The sequence below is a fragment of the Amycolatopsis regifaucium genome (genome assembly GCF_001613935.1).
GTDB lineage: Bacteria > Actinomycetota > Actinomycetes > Mycobacteriales > Pseudonocardiaceae > Amycolatopsis > Amycolatopsis regifaucium.
In genome coordinates, this window is sequence record NZ_LQCI01000050.1 from 170,419 (window position 1) to 188,710 (window position 18,292).

14 protein-coding genes are annotated in these 18,292 nt (G+C 68.4%); 7 read left to right on the forward strand and 7 right to left on the reverse strand.

The annotated features are described in order from the left end of the window. Positions 1-16 precede the first annotated feature (16 nt). The 3 genes from AVL48_RS33535 to AVL48_RS33545 are packed head-to-tail and all read right to left on the reverse strand — an operon-like array spanning position 17 to position 2,757. On the reverse strand, positions 17-910 hold the full coding sequence (locus AVL48_RS33535; RefSeq protein WP_061981431.1) for an ABC transporter permease: 894 nt from the start codon (positions 908-910) through the stop codon (positions 17-19). Continuing rightward, positions 897-1,679 (reverse strand): ABC transporter ATP-binding protein, encoded by a 783-nt coding sequence (locus AVL48_RS33540; RefSeq protein ID WP_061981430.1) that lies wholly within the window; start codon positions 1,677-1,679, stop codon positions 897-899. Before AVL48_RS33540 ends, AVL48_RS33535 begins: the two co-directional genes overlap by 14 nt. A gap of 16 nt (positions 1,680-1,695) precedes the next feature. Further along, positions 1,696-2,757 carry an ABC transporter substrate-binding protein gene (locus tag AVL48_RS33545; protein WP_061981429.1) on the reverse strand — a complete coding sequence of 354 codons (1,062 nt, stop codon included), beginning with the start codon at positions 2,755-2,757 and terminating at the stop codon, positions 1,696-1,698. A gap of 219 nt (positions 2,758-2,976) precedes the next feature. Here AVL48_RS33545 and AVL48_RS33550 point away from each other — a divergent pair, with 219 nt between their 5' ends. After that, positions 2,977-4,527, forward strand: a complete 1,551-nt coding sequence (locus tag AVL48_RS33550; protein WP_143104781.1) for a sensor histidine kinase — start codon at positions 2,977-2,979, stop codon at positions 4,525-4,527. Between the two features lie 87 nt (positions 4,528-4,614). Here the strand turns inward: AVL48_RS33550 and folP are convergent, their stop codons facing one another. Continuing rightward, the gene (folP, locus tag AVL48_RS33555; protein WP_167386341.1) at positions 4,615-5,481 is read right to left on the reverse strand and encodes a dihydropteroate synthase; all 867 of its coding nucleotides are present in this window, start codon (positions 5,479-5,481) and stop codon (positions 4,615-4,617) included. A gap of 198 nt (positions 5,482-5,679) precedes the next feature. Here folP and AVL48_RS33560 point away from each other — a divergent pair, with 198 nt between their 5' ends. Both AVL48_RS33560 and AVL48_RS33565 read left to right on the forward strand, forming a co-directional pair. Further along, entirely contained in the window at positions 5,680-6,858 is a 1,179-nt protein-coding gene (locus tag AVL48_RS33560) for a glycoside hydrolase family 88/105 protein (RefSeq protein ID WP_061981428.1), read from the forward strand. 54 nt (positions 6,859-6,912) lie between these two features. Further along, positions 6,913-7,917, forward strand: coding sequence for a winged helix-turn-helix domain-containing protein (locus AVL48_RS33565; RefSeq protein WP_061981427.1), 1,005 nt, complete (start codon positions 6,913-6,915; stop codon positions 7,915-7,917). A gap of 287 nt (positions 7,918-8,204) precedes the next feature. Here the strand turns inward: AVL48_RS33565 and AVL48_RS33570 are convergent, their stop codons facing one another. After that, positions 8,205-9,776 carry an alkaline phosphatase D family protein gene (locus AVL48_RS33570; protein WP_061981426.1) on the reverse strand — a complete coding sequence of 524 codons (1,572 nt, stop codon included), beginning with the start codon at positions 9,774-9,776 and terminating at the stop codon, positions 8,205-8,207. Between the two features lie 44 nt (positions 9,777-9,820). Further along, entirely contained in the window at positions 9,821-10,477 is a 657-nt protein-coding gene (locus AVL48_RS33575) for a hypothetical protein (protein ID WP_061981425.1), read from the reverse strand. Between the two features lie 142 nt (positions 10,478-10,619). On the opposite strand from AVL48_RS33575, the gene AVL48_RS33580 reads away from it, so the two are divergent. The 3 genes from AVL48_RS33580 (at position 10,620) to AVL48_RS33590 (ending at position 16,512) form a co-directional block, all read left to right on the forward strand. Further along, positions 10,620-13,556, forward strand: a complete 2,937-nt coding sequence (locus AVL48_RS33580; protein ID WP_143104780.1) for an AfsR/SARP family transcriptional regulator — start codon at positions 10,620-10,622, stop codon at positions 13,554-13,556. Between the two features lie 145 nt (positions 13,557-13,701). Further along, entirely contained in the window at positions 13,702-14,925 is a 1,224-nt protein-coding gene (locus tag AVL48_RS33585) for a hypothetical protein (RefSeq protein ID WP_061981423.1), read from the forward strand. 357 nt (positions 14,926-15,282) lie between these two features. Beyond that, on the forward strand, positions 15,283-16,512 hold the full coding sequence (locus AVL48_RS33590; protein WP_061981600.1) for a glycoside hydrolase family 88 protein: 1,230 nt from the start codon (positions 15,283-15,285) through the stop codon (positions 16,510-16,512). Between the two features lie 66 nt (positions 16,513-16,578). Here AVL48_RS33590 and AVL48_RS33595 read toward each other — a convergent pair whose 3' ends face one another. Further along, positions 16,579-17,004: a DUF4396 domain-containing protein gene (locus AVL48_RS33595; RefSeq protein WP_425266087.1), complete on the reverse strand. Its 426-nt coding sequence runs from the start codon at positions 17,002-17,004 to the stop codon at positions 16,579-16,581. A 270-nt stretch (positions 17,005-17,274) separates the two neighbouring features. Between AVL48_RS33595 and AVL48_RS33600 the strand changes: the two genes are divergently transcribed. Next, positions 17,275-18,291: an autoinducer 2 ABC transporter substrate-binding protein gene (locus tag AVL48_RS33600; protein ID WP_177242305.1), complete on the forward strand. Its 1,017-nt coding sequence runs from the start codon at positions 17,275-17,277 to the stop codon at positions 18,289-18,291. The last annotated feature ends 1 nt before the right edge of the window (position 18,292 follow it).

Consider the following 18,292-nt stretch of genomic DNA (forward strand, 5'->3'; position numbering starts at 1 on the left):
AGGTGAACGCTCAGGCCTAGAGCGAAGCGGTCAGCCCTCGCGCGCGCAGGACCGACCGCTCCAGCGGCCGGAACACGATCAGTTCGATGCCGACGCCGACCAGGAGGATCAGGAAGATCGCCGAGATCACGGCCTCCATGCTGTTGAACGACGAGCCCTCGTTCAGATACGCGCCGAGCCCCTTGCCGAGCGCCGGCGACAGCGCGATCAGTTCGGCGGCCATCAGCGAACGCCACGAAAACGCCCAGCCCTGCTTGAGCCCGGCCAGGAAGCCCGGCAGCGCGGCGGGCAGCAGGATGTGCCTGGCGGAGGAGAGCCTGCCCGCTCCCATCACCTGGCCGACCCGCGGCAGGATCGGCGGGATCTGGTCGATGCCCGCGACGAGGCCGTTCGCGATCGAGGGCACCGAGCCCAGCAGGACGACGAAGTAGATCGAGGCGTCGTTCAGCCCGAACCACAGGATCGCCGCCGGCACCCAGGCCACCGACGGAAGGCTTTGCAGTCCGGTCAGGAACGGCCCGACGGCCGAACGGACCAGCCGGACCTTCGCCACCAGGAGGCCGAGCGGCGTCCCGATGAGCACGCCGATCAGGAATCCCAGCGCGGCCCGGTGCACCGACGTCCAGACGAATTCGAAGATCTCCCCGTCGGTGGTGATGCCGGCGAGTTCGTCCCAGACCGCGAGCGGCGCGGGCAGCATCGACTCCGGCCAGAACGCGGCGGCCCACAGGGCCTGCCACAGCGCGATCAGCAAGATCAGGAAGACCACGGGCGGCACGAAGCCGCGCAGGAACCGCTTCCCCCGGCTTTCCCGGCGTTCCCCGGCGGGGGTGTCGAGCGAGTCGAGCCCCGCGCCGACGGCCTCGTCCGCCTCCTCCGCCGCGAGTTCGGGGCGGTCAAGCCGCGGCATGGGTACTGATCACCTCCCGGAGGTGACCGGTGATCTCCAGCGTCAGCTCTTCGGCGTCGGAGGCCTGGACGTCGCGCCATTCGCGCACCACACGGCCCGGCCGTGAGGAGAGCAGCACGACACGCTGACCGAGCCGGACGGCCTCGCGGACGTCGTGGGTCACGAACAGCACCGACGTGCCGGTGCTGCGGTAGACCCGCAGCAGTTCACCCTGGAGGACGTCGCGGGTGATGGCGTCGAGCGCGGCGAACGGCTCGTCCATCAGCAGCAGCGACTGGTCCGGGTCACCGCCGACGCGCAGGGTCGCCGCCAGCGCCCTGGCGAGCGCGACCCGCTGGCGCATCCCGCCGGACAGCTCGTGCGGCCGCTTGTCGCCCGCGCCGCCGAGGCGGACGAGGTCGAGCAGCTCGGCCGCCTTCGCGCGGCGCTCGGTCCGGCCGAACCCGGCCAGCCGCAGCGGGAGTTCCACGTTGCGGGCGGCGGTCAGCCACGGCATCAGCGCGGCCTCCTGGAACATCACCGCGGGACGGGAGGTCTCGAGGGTGATCGTGCCGGAAGTCGGCTGATCGAGGCCCGCGACCAGGTTCAGCAGGGTGCTCTTGCCGCAGCCGGAAGCGCCCAGCAGGCAGACGAACTCGCCGGGGGCGACGGCCAGATCCATCCCGTCGAGGGCCACGACGGCCCGGCCGGTGGGACCGAACGCCTTCCGGACACCGTCAAGGCGCACGGCGACGCCGGTGGACAGGCCGGGCTCCAAGGTGGTCGTCATCGCTGATCCCCTTCGGTCACTTCGTCAGCCCGGGCGCGTTCACGCCCGGCTTGCCCTGCTGGGAGAGCACTGCGTTGAGCGGGCCGAAATCGGCGAACCCCTTGAGGTCCACCGCGGACTTCACCACGCCGGCGGTCACCGAGTCCTGCGCGAGCTGGCTGAAGGTCGACGCGACCGGGTCGATGCCGAGCTCGATGCCCGAGAACGCGCGGTCGAGAACCGCCTCGCTCAGTGTGCTGCCCGCCAGGGCTTTGAGTTCTCCATTGACCACCGTCTTCGCCTCGGCGGGGTTGGTCTTCGCCCATTCGATGGCGGCGAGTTCACCCTTGAGGATGGCGGTGACGGTCTCCGGGTGCTGCTGCAGGAACTCGCTGCGGACGATCACGACCGTGGTCGGGAACTTGCCTTCCGGCCACAGGTTCTTCTCGTCCACCAGTACTTTCGCGCCGGCGTCCAGCACCAGTCGCGACGACCACGGCTCCGGCAGCCAGCCGCCGTCGAGTTCGCCCTTCTTGAACGCGTCGAACGTCTTCGGGTTGTCGAGGTTGGTGACCTTGACGTCGGCCAGCTTCTTCTCGGCGACGAACTTCTTCAGCGCGACGTCCTGGGTGTTCGCCAGCGACGGCGTCGCGATGTTCTTGCCGGACAGCTGCTCCGGCGTGGTGATCTCGGGCTTCACCACCAGCTGCGCGCCGCCGGTGACCGCACCGGAGACGAGCTGGATGGCGCCCTTGGACTTGGTGAAGGCGTTGATCGCCGGGCCGGAGCCGATGAAGGCGATGTCGAGCGAGTTGCCGAGCAGCGCGTTGACCTCTTCGGGTCCGGCGTTGAAGGTTTGGGGCGTGAGCTTCGTCGAGCCCAGTTCCTTGGCGAAGAACTCCTTCTTCACCCCGATCAGCGCGGGCGCGTGCGTCACGTTGGGGAAGTACCCGACCCGCACTTCGGACGCGGCGCCCTGGCTCTTCTGCTCGGCGGGGGTGGAGCCGCTGTCGGCGCGCGAACACCCCGCGATCCCGCCGGCCAAGGTCAGTGCGGCGAAGGCCGCGGCCAGCAAACGGGCTCTGTGGTGGGTGCGCACGGAAGGTCGCCTTTCGGAGGGTACGACGCTGCTCGGGTGGTGGCGCGAGAGTCGCATGTTCACCCACCCGCCTGCATCGCCATCCGAATGACGGGAAAGATCCTGAGAAACCTTGACACCAGGCGGAACTGCTGTTCCACATTCCAGGACACCGGGAGCATCCGCCCGGTGTAACGGTCCGGGCCGAACGGGCGAATCACGCTTAGTGGTGACGACTGCATGGTGAATCACCGTCGGACCGTCGCGATGGCGGGCGTGCTGACCGCCGGCCTCGGGCTGGGCGTGCTCGCGATGACCCTCAAGATCGCCGACGGTACGCACACCGTGCTGGACACCACCTTGTCGACGACGACCGGATTCCTCTTCCTGCTCGCCGGCGCCGTCGCGCATGTGCGACGGCCCTCGAACCCCACCGGTCTCCTCATCGCGCTGGCCGGGCTCGCGTTGTTCGCCGAGGACCTGCAATTCGCCGAAGACGCCGTCACGCACACCGTCGGTCTCGCGCTGTCCGCCGCGTCCAGCCCGGTGATCGCGCATCTGGTGCTCGTCTTTCCCCACGGAAAACTCCGGTCCCGCGGGGAGCGCGCGCTCGTCTTTTCCGCCTACGGCGTGGTCTTCGGCTCGGCGGTACTCGGTCTGCTGGTCAACGACGATCCGCTGAACCTCGCCGCGGTCGCGGCCTCCCCCGAGGCGGAACAGCTGGTCAAACGGCTGCTGGAACTCGTCGGCGCGCTGATCGGCGGCGGTGTCGTCGTGGTGCTGGTCTACCGCTGGCTCGCCGGGCGGCTGCCGCAGCGGCGCCTGCTGTCCCCCGTCGTCGCCATCGCCGTGATCGGCGCGGTGAGCACGACGGTCGGCAGTGCGCTCGGCTCCGGGCATCCGGTCTCCGAACCGCTGCTCGACGTCTACCGCGTCTCGTTCTGCCTGTGGCCGTTGGCGTTCCTGATCGGGGTGCTGCGGGCGCGAGTCGGCAACGCGGAAATGATCCGGCTCCTGCTGGAACGCGACGGCTCCGGGCTGGCCGCGCTGGTGCAGGACGACGAGGTGTGGAAGGACACCCGGTCGATCGACGCGCTCAACGCCGCGGCCGGGCTGGTGCTGGACAACCAGCGGCTCGCCGCGGAACTGGAGGAGCGGCTCGTCGAGGTCCATGCCTCGCGGGCACGCATCGTGGCCGCCGCCGACGACGAGCGGAGACGGGTCGAACGGGACCTGCACGACGGCGCGCAGCAGCGGCTGGTGAGTGTCGTGCTGCTGCTGAGAATGGCGGAACGGCGCCTTGGCGACGAACTGACCCCCGCCGTCGAGAAGCTGCTGCGGAACACCATCGACGAACTGCAGGCCACCGTCACCGAACTGCGCGAACTCGCGCGCGGGCTGCATCCCGCGATCCTCACCGAGGCCGGGCTGATCCCCGCCGTCCGATCGCTGCTGGACCGGATCCCGCTCGCGGTCGACCTCGCCGGGGCGGACGTGCCCCGGCTGAGCGGCGCCGTCGAGGCGACGGCGTACTTCGTCGTCTCCGAAGCGGTCACCAACGCGCTGAAGCACGCGCAGGCCGGGGAGGTCCGGGTGCGGATCGGCGTCGAGGAGGACCGCCTGCGGGTGGAGGTCCACGACGACGGCACCGGCGCGGCCGACATCGGCGGCGGCTCCGGGCTGCATGGTCTCCGCGACCGCGTCCGCGCGCTCGGCGGCGAACTCACCATCGTCGGCGAGCCCGGTTCCGGCAGCACGGTGTCGGCCGTGATCCCGCTGAACGGCTCCTGACCCACCCGCGTTTCGTCCTCTGAATGCGGTAGTTGCACACGCAAGTACCGCATTCAGAGGACGAAACGCGGGGAGACCGGGGCGGGGTCAGGCCAGGCCGCGGATCGCGCGGGCGGGTGGTCGCACCCCCTGGATCGACGCGATCATCTCCAGCACTTGGCGGGTGCGCTTCACCTCATGCACCCGGAACACCTTCGCCCCCTCGGCCACCGCCCAGGCCGTCGCGGCGAGGGTCCCGTCGACCCGCTCCGCGAGTTCCACGCCGAGCGTCTCCCCTACGAAGTCCTTATTGGACAGTGCCATCAGCACCGGCCAGCCGGTGTCGGCCAGTTCCCGTGCGTGCCGCAGCAGCGCGAGACTGTGCCACGTGTTCTTGCCGAAGTCGTGGGTCGGGTCGATCAGCACGCCCTCGCGCGGGACACCGAGCGCGACGACCGCTTCGGCGCGCGCCGCGGTCTCCGCGACGACGTCCGCGACGACGTCCGGGTAGCGCACCCGGAACGGACGGGTACGCGGGACGGCGTTGCCGGTGTGCGAGCAGACGTAGCCGGTGCCGAACTCCGCCGCCACCTCGGCCAGCCGCGGATCGGCGCCCGCCCAGGTGTCGTTGATCAGGTCCGCGCCCGCCTCGGCCGAGCGCCTGCCCACCTCGTGCCGCCAGGTGTCGACGCTGATCACCAAGTCCGGATGCAGTTCCCGGATCCGCTCGACGAACGGGACCACCCGTCGGATCTCTTCCTCGACGTCCACCTCCGCACCGGGGCCCGCCTTCACACCGCCGATGTCGACGATGTCCGCCCCCTCTTCCACCGCCCGCGCGACGGCGGCGAGCGCGTCCGGGTCGGCGAAGGTCGCTCCCTTGTCGTAGAAGGAATCCGGGGTGCGGTTGACGATCGCCATGACCAGGGCCCGATCCCTGACGACGCGGCGCCCGCGGAAGGTCAGCTCGTTCACCCCTCGATCGTAGGCGAGAGCACCGGCGGGTGCCGCCCACCGGGACGGTCCCGGACACCGGGAGCGGCCATTCGAGTGGTGTATCTGATATATGACACCAGAGATCAGACCTCTCTTGACTTGCCGTCGAGGCGGCGAGTAGGTGTTGTCGCACAAGGAAAGTTCCGCCCGGTGTCCCCGGCGCAGGAAGGGCCACGAATGTCCTCAAATCCTCTTCGCGCGGCACGGCTTTCGCGGCGCACGATGCTGGCCGGAACCGCGGGCGCCCTCGGCGCGCTCGCCCTGCCCGGCGTGGCCACCGCGGCCCCGCTGGACTGGTCCAGGGCGGTCGTCGACTCGACGATGCGGCGCCACACCCCGGCCACGCTCGGCGGCTGGGGTTACACGCGCGGCCTGTACCTCTACGGCCAATTCCTGGTGTACAAGCGCACCGGGGAAAAGAGCTATCTCGACTACATCCTCGCCTGGTACGACCGGTTCGTCACCGAGAACGGAATCTCCAACGAGTTCACCAACCTGGACGCGATGCGCTCCGGACAGATGTTCCCACTGCTGTACAACGAAACCGGGCAGGCGAAGTACAAGACCGCGGCGGACCAGCTCCGCCGCCGGTTCCCGTCCTATCCCCGGACATCCGACGGTGGGATGTTCCACGCCACGAGCAAGACCGGGCAGTTGTGGGCGGACGGCGTGTACATGGCACAGCCCTTTCTCGCCTTGTACGGCAAGACTTTCGGCGACCGTGGCTACTGCTACGAAGAGGCCGCGAAGAACGTCTCCGTCTATTTCGACCGGCTCAAGGAGCCCACCAAAGGCCTGCTTTACCACGCCTATGACGAGGACGGTTCGGAATCGTGGGCTTCCGGCCCCGGGCGGCATTCGAAGTACCACTGGGCCCGCGCGATCGGCTGGCTCGGGATGACGGCGATCGACCTACTGGAGATCCTTCCCGCCGACCATCCACGACGACGGCGGCTCGTCGACGTCGTCAAGTTCCTCGCCGCCGGCTACACCCGCTGGCAGGACCGGACTTCGGGCCGCTGGTTCCAGATCGTCGACCGCGGCGGCGACAAGGACAACTGGCTGGAGACTTCGGCCTCCGCCATGTACACGTTCCTGCTCTCCAGGGCGGTGGAACGCGAATATATCGGCATGGAGTACCGGCCGGTCGCCGCGAAGGGCTACTGCGGCGTCCTGTCCCAGGTTTCCACCGGCTCCGACGGGCTGACGGAAATCAAGAACATCTCCGAGGGCACGAATGTCGGAGACACGGCGTATTACTACGCGCGCAAGCGCAACATCAACGATTTCCACGGTCTCGGCGCGTTCCTCATCATGAATGAGCAACTGGCTTTCCGAGGCGGTGTCGGGTATTGACCTGAGGCGCTAACATCGCGTGCTGCGACGCCCACTCCCAGGAGGGACGACCGGATGCGCGAGACGCCGACCCAGGCCTCCTATACCCGGCTCGAACTCGGTGACACCAGCAAGATCCCGGTCAGTGTGACGGTTTCCCCGCATATCTCGCTGGTCTCGATGCTCGTCGAGGTCGTCGGCGGGTACGACCGTGGTCTGCCCGCCCCCTGGCGCCGCCAGGTGGGCTCGGCGATTCCGGAGCAGGGATACCGTGCGGCGAGCGCGCTCGCCCGTCGGGGCACCTCCGTGCAGCCGGATTTCATCGTGCCGATCAGTCCCACCGAGGACGCTTCCGCCGCCGCACAGGCGGAAATGCTGCGCGAGCTGCCGGAAACCGATGTTTTGAAAGGACTCGAAGAGGTCTTCGGCGACCAAGTGCCCGCGCAGTGGCGGCAGGCGGCCGATCATCCGAGACGCTGGGTCGCCTCGCTCGCGGACGCCTTCACCGCGACCAGGGTGGCGACCGAAAATCTCTGGATCAAGGCCCGTCCCCTGCTCGACCGCGAGATCGAACGGATCGGCGTCGCCTCCGTCCGCGGCGGGACGGACGCGGTACTGGGCCTGCTGCGGCCCCATTTCCGGTTCAGCAACGGCTCCTTGCTGCTGCCCGACGCCGAACCGGCGCGCTACACCACCCGTGGCCGCGAACTGATCCTCGTCCCGATGCTCGCGGGCTGCCGGTCGGTGGTGTCCAACTTCGACGAGGAGGACGCCATCTGGATCGGCTATCCCCTCCCCGGACTGGACGGTCTGCTCGAGAACGGCAGGCCCGAAGCACCCCCCGGAGCGGAGGGGCTCGACCTCGTCGTCGGTGCCCACCGCGCGAAACTGTTGCGGCACTTGGGTAGACCCGCCCGCATGGGGGAGATCGCGAACCTGCTGTCCTGTGCCGCGAGCACCGCGACCTACCACTGCGAGCAGCTCGTCTCGGCGGGCCTGATCCAGCGTCACCGCGAGGGCCAGGTCGTCCTCGTGGTCCGGACAGCCCGCGGTGACGCTTTGGTGGACCTGCTGTCCTGACTCGTGAGTGGCGATTCGGGTTCTAGCCAAGGGGGTTTCAGGTACCTACGGCGGGTGAGCCCGGTAGTGACCGGTCCGTGAAGGACTCCTTGGTCACCCACTGGTGTGGGGCTGGTGCGGGCTGCCGGTCGGCACGAGCTTGATCAACTGCAGGTCCACCTTTCCCCAGTACATGAAGGCCCCCTTCACTGCGCCTAGCGCAAGGAAGGGGGCCATCATGTACTTCACGCGAGCAAGACCGCAGGTGACGAGTAGGTGCTCTAACCCGAATCGCCACTCACCACCCGCTAAACCCGTTGCAGGCCCGGCCTTCCCGCCTCGACGACGTAGCTGCGGTCCGCGGCGAGGGTCACCTTCGAGAAGTCGTACTCGGCGGTGTCCGAAACCGTCATGAAATCCGCCCGCATCTGCGCCTGGGTGGCCGTCACCCGGACATAGCCGCGCTTTCCCCGGCAGTACTTGATGTGCGGGTTGTGCGAGAGCCACGTCGACGACGGATCGCTCGCGGTGTCGCTGTTGCTCGTCACCGACGTCGTCACCAGTTCCGAACCGAACACCGGGTCGCTGTGGTTGAAGTAGTCGCGGCGCAGATCCGCGGCCCAGTGCCGGTGGACGTCGCCGGTCAGCACGATCGGGTTCGGCACCTTGCGGTCCACGATGCCCTTCGCGATCCGGTCGCGGGAAGCCTCGTAGCCCTGCCAAGAGTCGGGGCTCTCACAGGTCGCCTTGTTGCCGTCGCCGTCACGGGTGGCGAAGAAGACCTGCTGGCCGAGGAAGTCCCACTTCGCCGGGGCCGTCTCCAGCGCCTTCAGCAGCCACGCCTCCTGTGCGGTGCCCAGGATGCTGCGCGACGTCGACCGCATGTCGGTGCACGCGGGTCCCGCGTCGCCGGAGGGATCGGGTACCTGCGCGTTGCGGTACTGCCGCGTGTCGAGCAGGTGGAACCGGGCGAGGTTGCCCCAGGCGAACTGCCGGTACAGGCGGATGGTCGAACCACTCGGCTTGGCGGTGGACCGGATCGGCATGTTCTCGTAGAACGCCTGGAATCCGTTGGCCTTCCGCTCGGCGGTCGCGGGGGTGGTGGTGCCGTTCCAGTTGTTCATCACCTCGTGGTCGTCGAAGACCACGATCCACGGCGCCATCGCGTGCGCGTTCTGCAGGTCGGCGTCGGTCTTGTGCTGCGCGTGCCGGGCGCGGTACTGAGCCAGCGTCGTCACGTCCTCGGTGAAGGCGAGCCTGCGCGGATTCAGTTCGGCGGCCGCGCGCCCGGATTTCCGCTCGTACATGTAGTCACCGAGGAACAGCACCAGCTCCGGGTTGTCGGCGAGCATTCCCTTGTACGAGTGGTACCAGCCCTCCTCCCAGTGCTGGCAGGAGGAGAAGCAGTACTTCAGCTGGTCGACGGCCGCACCGGCGGCGGGTGCGGTCCGGGTCCGGCCGACCGGCGAGAGGTATCCGCTGGTCTTGAAGCGGTAGAAGTACTCGCGTCCCGGCGCGAGGCCGACCGGCTCGATGTGCACACTGTGCCCGGAGGCGCGGGCCGCGGTCGCGCTGCCGCGCTGGACGACCGAGGAGAACGCCTGGTCGTTCGCGATCTCCCAGTCCACTGTGTACGAAGCGTCCGGCATTCCGCCGAAACCGTCCGGGTTCAGCGGGGCGGGCGCGAGCCGCGTCCACAGCACGACGCTGTCCGGCAACGGGTCACCCGAGGCGACACCGAGCTGGAACGGATCGTGGATGGCGGGCGCCGCCGCCATCGTTCTCGCGTTCGCCCACGAAGGCAACGTCGACGTCAAAGCCGCCGCCGAAACCGCCGCGGCTCCACCGAGCAGTACCGCCCGCCGGTTCACCTGACCCATGAGAATTCAACCTTTCGAAGTGGGGAAAGAACGGGGAGTGAATTTCACGCGGCGTAATCGGTGATGCCGCCACTGCAGGCCTCGAGTACCGGATTCGCGGCGGCGTTGGCGACGCAGACCTTGTAATAGACCCACGAACCCTTCGCGACCGGAACGACCTTGTCGACGTGCGTGCCGTTACCGCCGGAGGCCCAGACATAGAACGGGCCGGCGCCACCCTTCGTCCAGTAGGCGACCACAGCGGACTTGCCGTCGGCGTCCTGGTCGTAAACCAGGAAATGAGCATCCGATGAACGGAACTGTCCTTCGCCGGCGCAGGTACCGGTGGAACATTCGGCACTGCCGGAACCGACGCCGCAGTCGGGTGCGATCCGCTGATCGGAGCCGGTGTAGACATATCCGTCCGAAATGTAGCCACCGAGCGCGGGAACGTAGTCCCACAACGTCGTCGTGCCGAGCGGACCGGTGACCGAACTCCCGATCGTCTGGCAGTCGATGGTCACCGTGGCCCCGTTGGCCACCGTGCGCACCGCGGTCGACGCCGTGTTCGGCGCGCGGCGCACGTTCAGCGGATCGCCCGCCGTCTTCACGGTCCCGGTCGCCGCGGCCAGCGCGGGGGTGGCACCCGCGAGACCGAAGGCGCCCGCCGTCACCAGCACGAGGAAGAAACCGGCGAGCCGCCGGATACTTGAACGCTTCATGGCGGCAGCGTCGACCGGAGTCGTACACATCCCGTACAAACACCGAAGCCTGTCTGCACATGCATGCGAATGGATCTAGCCAACCATGGCGTTACGGCAATACGATCGGAGGAATGGGGCTCCTGCCGTATTGGCGGTTTAGGTGACTATTCTCGGGTTTCGCGTTCTCGGTCCGCTCGAAGTGGCGGTGGACGGGCAGGTGGTGCCGCTCGGCGGCCCCAAACCGCGTCTGCTGCTCGCCGCGCTGCTTCTCCAGCCCAACGTCGTCGTCTCCACCGAACTGCTGATCGAGGTCCTGTGGCCCTCGTCGGCTCCCCGTTCGGCGGCGGCGAACATCCGCACCTACGTCCATTCACTCCGCAAACGCCTCGCCGATCACGATCCCGGACTCGGGGAACGGATCGGCAGCCGGGCGTCCGGATACATCTTGAAGGCTTCCCCTGGGGAGATCGACCACATCAGGTTCGGCGAACTGGCCGCGCTGGCACAGGACGCACTCGGCCGAGGGGAGGCCGAAACCGCTCTCGACCTGCTGGATCAAGCCGAAGCGCTGTGGCGCGGGGAAGTCCTCGAAGGGCTACCCCACGACCACGGCTGGGGCGCGACGGTGGCCCGGCTGACGGAATCGCGGCTCGCGGTCTCCGAACAACGGCTGCGGGCGAGGATCGAACTCGGCCGTACCGCCGAAGCCGTCGCGGAACTGCGCGGCCTGGTCACCGAGCATCCGCTGCGCGAGGAACTCTGGCAGCAGCTGATCGTCGCGTTGCGGGCCGACGGCCGCATGGCCGACGCGATCGAGGCCTACGAAACGGCCGAGAAAGTGCTGGCCGAGGAACTCGGCACCGAGCCGGGACCGCGGTTGCGGGAAGTGCGGGCCTCGCTGGTCGCGGCGCCGTCCGCGCCCGTCCCGCTCACCCGGCCTACGGCGCCGGTCTGCCAGCTGCCGCTGGACCTGCCGGACTTCACCGGCCGCGACACGGTGGTCGGCGATCTCGTCGACCTGTTCCGTCGCCGCCGTGGCCAGGGGAAACCGGCGATCGTGGTGCTTTCGGGGGCGCCGGGGGTCGGCAAATCCTCGGTCGCGATCCGGGTCGCGCACGCGGTGCGGGAGGACTTCCCGGACGGCCAGCTGCATGTCGATCTCGCCGGGACGTCGTCCTCGCCCCGGCCGCCGATGACCGTGCTCGCGGAGTTGCTCCGCGCGCTGGGCGTCCCCGACGCGGGCCTGCCGCGGGAACTGCCCGAACGCGCGGCACTGCTGCGCTCCCGGCTGGCGAGTACGCGGATGTGCGTCGTCCTCGACGACGCCGGCAACGCGGCGCAGGTCCGGCCACTCCTGCCCGGGGCGGGCACCTGCGCGGTGCTGATCACCAGCCGGGTGCGCATGCCGGATCTGGCCGGGGCCACCCCGGTCGACGTCGATCTCCTGCCCGAGGCCGAGGCCGCCCAGCTGCTCGAAGGCATCGTGGGCCGGGACAGGGTGGCCGCCGAACCTGAGTGCGCCGCCGCGATCCTGCGCCAGTGCGGGTATCTGCCACTGGCGATCCGGGTCGCCGGGGCGAAGCTGACCCACCGGCCCGGCTGGACGCTGCGTGTCCTGGCCGACAGGCTGCGGGACGAGAGACGAAGACTCGACGAACTCCGCGTCGGTGATCTTGCCGTCCGCGCCAGTGTCACGCTCAGCTACGACCTCCTGCCGATGTCGGCGGCGACCGCGTTCCGCGGCCTCGGCGGACTCGGCTCGGTCCAGTTCCCCGCTTGGGCGGTGGCGGCCCTGCTCGGCCGGACCCACGCCGACGACGTCCTCGACGTGCTGGTGGACGCCCACCTGGTCGAACTCACCGGCTCGGACGGCAGCGGCGAGCCGCGCTATCGCCTGCACGACCTGTTGCGGTGTTACGCCGTCGAACTGCGGGCGCAGGACGTCCCGGAGAAGGCGCGCGACGCCACCAAACGAGTACTGGAGGGATATCTCGCCCTCGCGGTCGAAGCGGCGGATCGGATGCCGATCCACTTCTTCGGGCTATACCGGGACGACACCGCCGTCCAGCCGGCTCTCCCACCGGGGACCGCGAGGCTGGTCGAAGATCCGGCCGCGTGGTTCGCCGCCGAGCGGCACACCTGCGTCGCCGCCGTCTCGCTGGCCGCCGATCTCGGTTTCGACGCGCTCGCCTGGCGGCTCGCCGCCGCGCTCGCGCCGTACTTCGACCAGCGCGGGCACCAGGACGACTGGCTGCACACGCACGCCGTGGCACTGGCGGCGGCCCGCCGGTCCGGCGAGGTGCGGGGCGAAGCGATCATTCAGCGCAACCTCGGCCAAATCCAGCTGTACCAAGACAGTTACGCCGAAGCACTGGTCGCGTTCGAGCAGTCGCAGCTGCTGTTCGACAAGATCGGCGACGCGCGGGGCACGGCGATCGCATTGGCCGGGCTCGGCACCGTGCTGCGGATCAAGGGCGAGGTCGAGGTCGCGCTGGAGCACTGCCACGCGGCACTCGACCAGTTCTCGGCGGCCGGTGATCCGCATGGCGAGGCCGTCGCGCGGATCGCGATCGGCGCGGTGTGGCTGGCGCGACGCCGGTTCGCCGACGCGGAACGCTGGTTCACCGAAGCACTCGAACAGGCCGCGGCCATCGGCGACCGGCATCGGGAGGCACACGCGCTCAAACGGCTCGCGATGTTGCAGCAACACCAAGGAAACCTCGCCAGGGCACGCGAACGGGTCGACCGGGCCATCGCGATCTTCAACGAACTCGGCGACGACCACTGCATCGGCTACGCGAACCAGAACCTCGGCGAGCTTTATCTGCACAGCGGGGACCTGGCCCACGCGCAACTGCTGCTGGTCAATTCGCTGAGCGTGCACCGGCGCAATGGGGACCGCCGGTCCGAGGCCGAGGTGTCCCAGCTGCTGGGGGAACTGCACGAGGCATTGAGCCAGCCGGAGCGGTCGCGGACGTACTCGGAACGCGCCCTCGCGTTGTGGCGGGAGCTCTCGGCACGGCCACAGGAGTCCGCGCTCGCTTCACGGCTGCAGGAATCGGCGGAAGCCTCCTACGGCGACTCCGCGAGCGCCTGACGTCGAAGTACATGAAGGCCCCCTTCCTTGCGCCTAAGTACAGGAAGGGGGCCTTCATGTACATCCCGGGCGTTTGTATCGATCGTGTACAGGTCCCGGCGAAGCTTCCGTCGTAGCAACCGAGAGTGCTCGAAGGGAGACCGGAATGGTCCGGACCGTGAAGGCCCGCCGTGTGATGGCGGCCGTGCTGGCCATGGGGGCGGTCACCGCGCTGGCCGCCAACCCCGCGAACGCGGCGTCCGAAGGAAGCTGGCGAGCCGACTTGTCCACTGTGGACAGCGACGATGTCAACGTCCGCAGCGACGGTGGCGTGCTCAGCCTGGAAAACGCCGCCTGGCACAGAAAACCCGACTCCATCGGCAGCCAGGGCTACCTGCTGCTGGGCGAGCAGAAGCTCGGGAAGCCGGTGAACCGCGTCACCGCGCGGGTGACCGCCGACGCGCCGAAGGGCACGGCCGTCGAGGTCGACGTCCGCGGAAAACTGAACTCGAACGACTGGACCGAGTGGACCCCCGCCGAGGGTGGCGCCCAGCTGTCCACTTCGGTCTCCACGGTCCAGGTCCGCATCGGACTGCGCACCGTGAACGACGGACTGACCGCGAAGGTCAGCGACGTCACGCTCCAGGGCGAACTCGGCCCGCAGACGAACGCGATCGGCGCGGCCGCCGCCCCGCTGACCTACAAGGTGTTCGCCACCCGTGAGGGTCTTCCCGGCGGCACCACCGCCAACGGCCACGTGATCAAGTCCCGCGACCACTTCGTCGCGCTGCCCTCCGGACGCGGCCTGGCGCCCAAGAACACCGGAAACTACACCGTCCGCGTCTGCCGCACCGACAACAGCCGCTGCGAGTACGCGCCGGTGTGGGACGTCGGCCCGTGGAACACCAAGGACGACTACTGGAACCCGTCGGCAACCCGCCAGATGTGGAAGGACCTGCCGCAGGGCAAGCCCGAAGCACAGGCCGCGTACCAGGACGGCTACAACGGCGGCAAGGACGAGTTCGGCCGCAAGCCCGCCAACCCGGCAGGAATCGACCTCGCGGACGGCACCTTCTGGGACGGCCTGAAGATGACCGACAACGGCTGGGTCAACGTCTCCTACCTGTGGACCGGCTCCGGCCCGACCGGTGTCGTCAGCACCGCGGGCGACCCGATGAACGTGCGGGCTTCCGCGAGCACCACGGCGGCCGTCAAGGGCCTCGCGGCGAACTACGCGAAGGTCAACATCGAATGCTACGTCGAGGGTGAGACCGTCACCGGCAAGTTCGGCACCAGCAACATCTGGGACCGGATCGGCCCGGGACACTACATCTCCGACACCTACCTGCAGACCGGATCGGACCTGCCCGTCGCGCCCAAGTGCGCGTGACCCCCTGAACGCGAAGGCCCGGCGCACCCCCATTGCGCCGGGCCTTCGCCCTTTCCGGAAACTCATCGAGGGCCGCCTCAAGCTCGCGCGTTCCGCGACGTCCAGCGCCCGGTTGCCAGGAGTCGAGGTCCATGTTCCGTGAAGGCCTCCTTCCCTACTCTCAAGGTAGGGAAGGAGGCCTTCACGACACAGCCGTCGCGGGTCGACACACGCGAGCGACACCAAAAAGCCTTACCGTCACCATAAGACCGTCCCACTGAACGGCGCGTTTATTCACAACCATGAATGGCCTTCACAAGCGCTCAGTCGTCATGCGAAACTCCCGTGACGCATTCCCACTGACGAATGGCGGGCATCGTGAGCGTTTCCCGGCGAACCCTGTTGACCACCGCCGCCGGTGCCGCCGTCACGGCGACGGCGATCACCCCGTCCGCCAGGGCGGCGGAGCGGGAAGCCGACGGTTCAAGGACTTTCCGCCGAACGGCCGACTACGCGGTGACCAAACTGCGAGTCGTCGCACCCGGCGTGACGGCCTTTCCGGAGATCACCCGATTCGAGAAATGGACCTATTCCGCCAATGGCGGCTGGATCGGCGGTTTCTGGCCGGGAACATTGTGGCTCGCCTCGATCTACAGTGGCGATCCGCAATTCCGGACGCTCGCGATGGCGGCCGCGGAAAAGCTCGCGCCGCGCCAGTATGAAACACGCGATCACGACCTCGGATTCCTGTTCTATCCCTCGTGGGTGACAGGCTGGCGGCTCACCGGCGACGAGAAGTGGCGCACCGGCGCGCTCAACGCCGCCGCGTCGCTCATCCAGCGCTACAACGAAAAGGGCCGGTTCATCCGGGCATGGGGCGCGCTCGGCACGCCGGGTAACGCCGGCCGGGTCATCGTCGACACGATGATGAACCTGGATTTGCTCACCTTCGCGAGCAAGCAGACCGGTGACCGGAAGTACCTCGACATCGCGGTCTCCCACGCGAAGACCACCGAACGGGTCTTCCTGCGCCCGGACGGTTCGACCCCGCACGTGTTCGACTTCGACCCGGACACCGGCGCCGAGATCGGCCCGAACTCCGTGCAGGGCTACAGTCCGGCGTCGTGCTGGTCGCGCGGCCAGGCTTGGGCGATCTACGGGTTCACCACGATGTACCGGCGCTCCGGCGACCCGCTGTTCCTGCGGACAGCGCAACGCCTGGCGGACTTCGCGCTCCGCGCCCTGACCCCGGACAACGTGCCGGTGTGGGACTACCTCGCTCCACAGGCACCGCACGACATCAAGGACTCCTCCGCCGGAGCGGTGATGGCGTGTGGGCTGCTCGACCTGGCGAAGGTCGCGAACCGGCCGCAGTACCGCGAGGCGGCGATCCGGATCCTCACGGCGTTGTGCGACACCTGCCTGACCACGAAGTCCACCCGCGCCGAGGCGATCATGGCGCGGGGCACCCGCAACCGCCCGGCCGAGGACGGCGTCGAGGTCTCACTACCCTACGGCGACTACTACCTGCTCGAAGGCATTCTGCGGGTGCTGATGCCCGCGGAGCTCGACAAGGCGATCGACCTCTCCACGCGTCCCAGTACATGATGGCCCCCTTCCTTGCGCCTGGCGCAAGGAAGGGGGCCATCATGTACTTCACACCAGCGAAAGACGTCAGTGCGCGTGGTGCGCGTGGACCTTCGCATGTCCCAGCCCGCGCCCGATCATCCACTTGTTCACCGGCACCGTCAGCACGAACGCGATGGCCAGCGAGAACGCCAGCGCGCCCCAGAACAGCAGGCTCCCGAGCCCGGCGTCCATGGCACCCGGCACCACCACCATGACCCCGTTGTCGACGATCTCCATGACCGCGATCGAGACGGTGTCGGCGGCCAGCGCCACCTTGAGCGCCGCGCCGATCCGCAGGCCCGACTTCAGCACGCCGCGCATCGTCAGCGCGTAACCGAAGACGAAGGCCAGCGCGACCGACAGGACGATCGTCGCCGCGTTGTGCAGGCCGAGTGCCGTGCCGATCACCATGCCGAGGACCTCGCCGATCGCACAGCCGGTGAGGCAATGCAGGGTCGCCGACGCCGCCATCGACCAGCTTGCTCCATGCCGTGTCTCGTTCATACGAACCAATATACCCCCTACCCGTATATATGGCGCAGTGACGCGGCTCTCCTCGATCGCTCACCGTCACCCCCGTAGGCCGAATCGGTAATCGGGCCAGGTCGATGAACTCACTTCCGTAACCCTTTGCGCTCATCCGGTTGACCGGGGTAACCGGAGACCCTAGTTTCGCCGGAGGTCTCCACCGCGCGCAGACCGATCGGCTGGTTCAGGTAGTTCCGTGACTATGGGGTGGAGATGCGAGGGCCGACGAAGACGCTCGTGGTGGCGGCCGTGTGCGTTTTGGGCATGCTGTTCGGGTTGATCGGGTGCGACGGCGAAGAACCGGCGGGAACGGCGGCCAAGCCGATCCGGATCGCGTTCGTGCCGAAGGTCGCGGGCATCCCGTACTTCGAGGCGATGAACACCGGCGGGCACGCCGCGGCCAAGCAGCTCGGCGTCGAATGGGTCTCGACCGGCCCGCCGACGGTCGACCCCGCCGCGCAGGTCTCGATCGTGCGCGGCTTCGTCGACCAGCGGGTCGACGTCATCGCGATCGCCCCGAACGACCCCAAGGCGATCGCGCCGGTGATCACCGAGGCACGGGCCAAAGGCGTCCACGTGATCACTTCGGACACCGACGCACCCGGCACCGATCGCGAACTGTTCGTCAACCAGGCGACCCCGGAGGGCATCGGCGAGGCGCTCACCGACGCCCTGATGAAGAAGATGGGCGGCGCGGGCAAGTACGCGATCGTCTCCTGCGGCGAGAACGCCGAGAACCTCAACGCGTGGATCGCCGTCCAGCGGGCTTATACCGCTACCCGGTATCCCCAAGCCCAGCTCGTCGAGACGGTGTACGCCGGCGAAGACCGGGACCACGCCACCGTGCTGGCCAAAAACCTGATGATCAAGTACCCGGATCTCACCGGCCTGGTCGGCGAGTGCACGACGTCCGCGCCGGGGGTCGCCGAGGCGGTCCGCACGCAGCAGAAGATCGGTCACGTCTTCACCGTCGGCGTCGGGACGCCGCAGGCGATCAAGCCTTACCTGCTGGACGGTTCCGCCTCGCTTTCGGTGCTGTGGAATGTCGAATCGCTCGGCTACCTCACCGCGTGGGCGGGTAAGCAGATCGCCGAGGGCAGGCAGCCCGGCCCGTCGAACAAGGTGAACCTCGAACTCCCGGCGATCAAGTACGACGCCGCCACGAAGACCGTCCTGCTGGGTGATCCGCTGTTGATCACGCGCGAGAACGTGGACCAGTTCAAGTACTGAC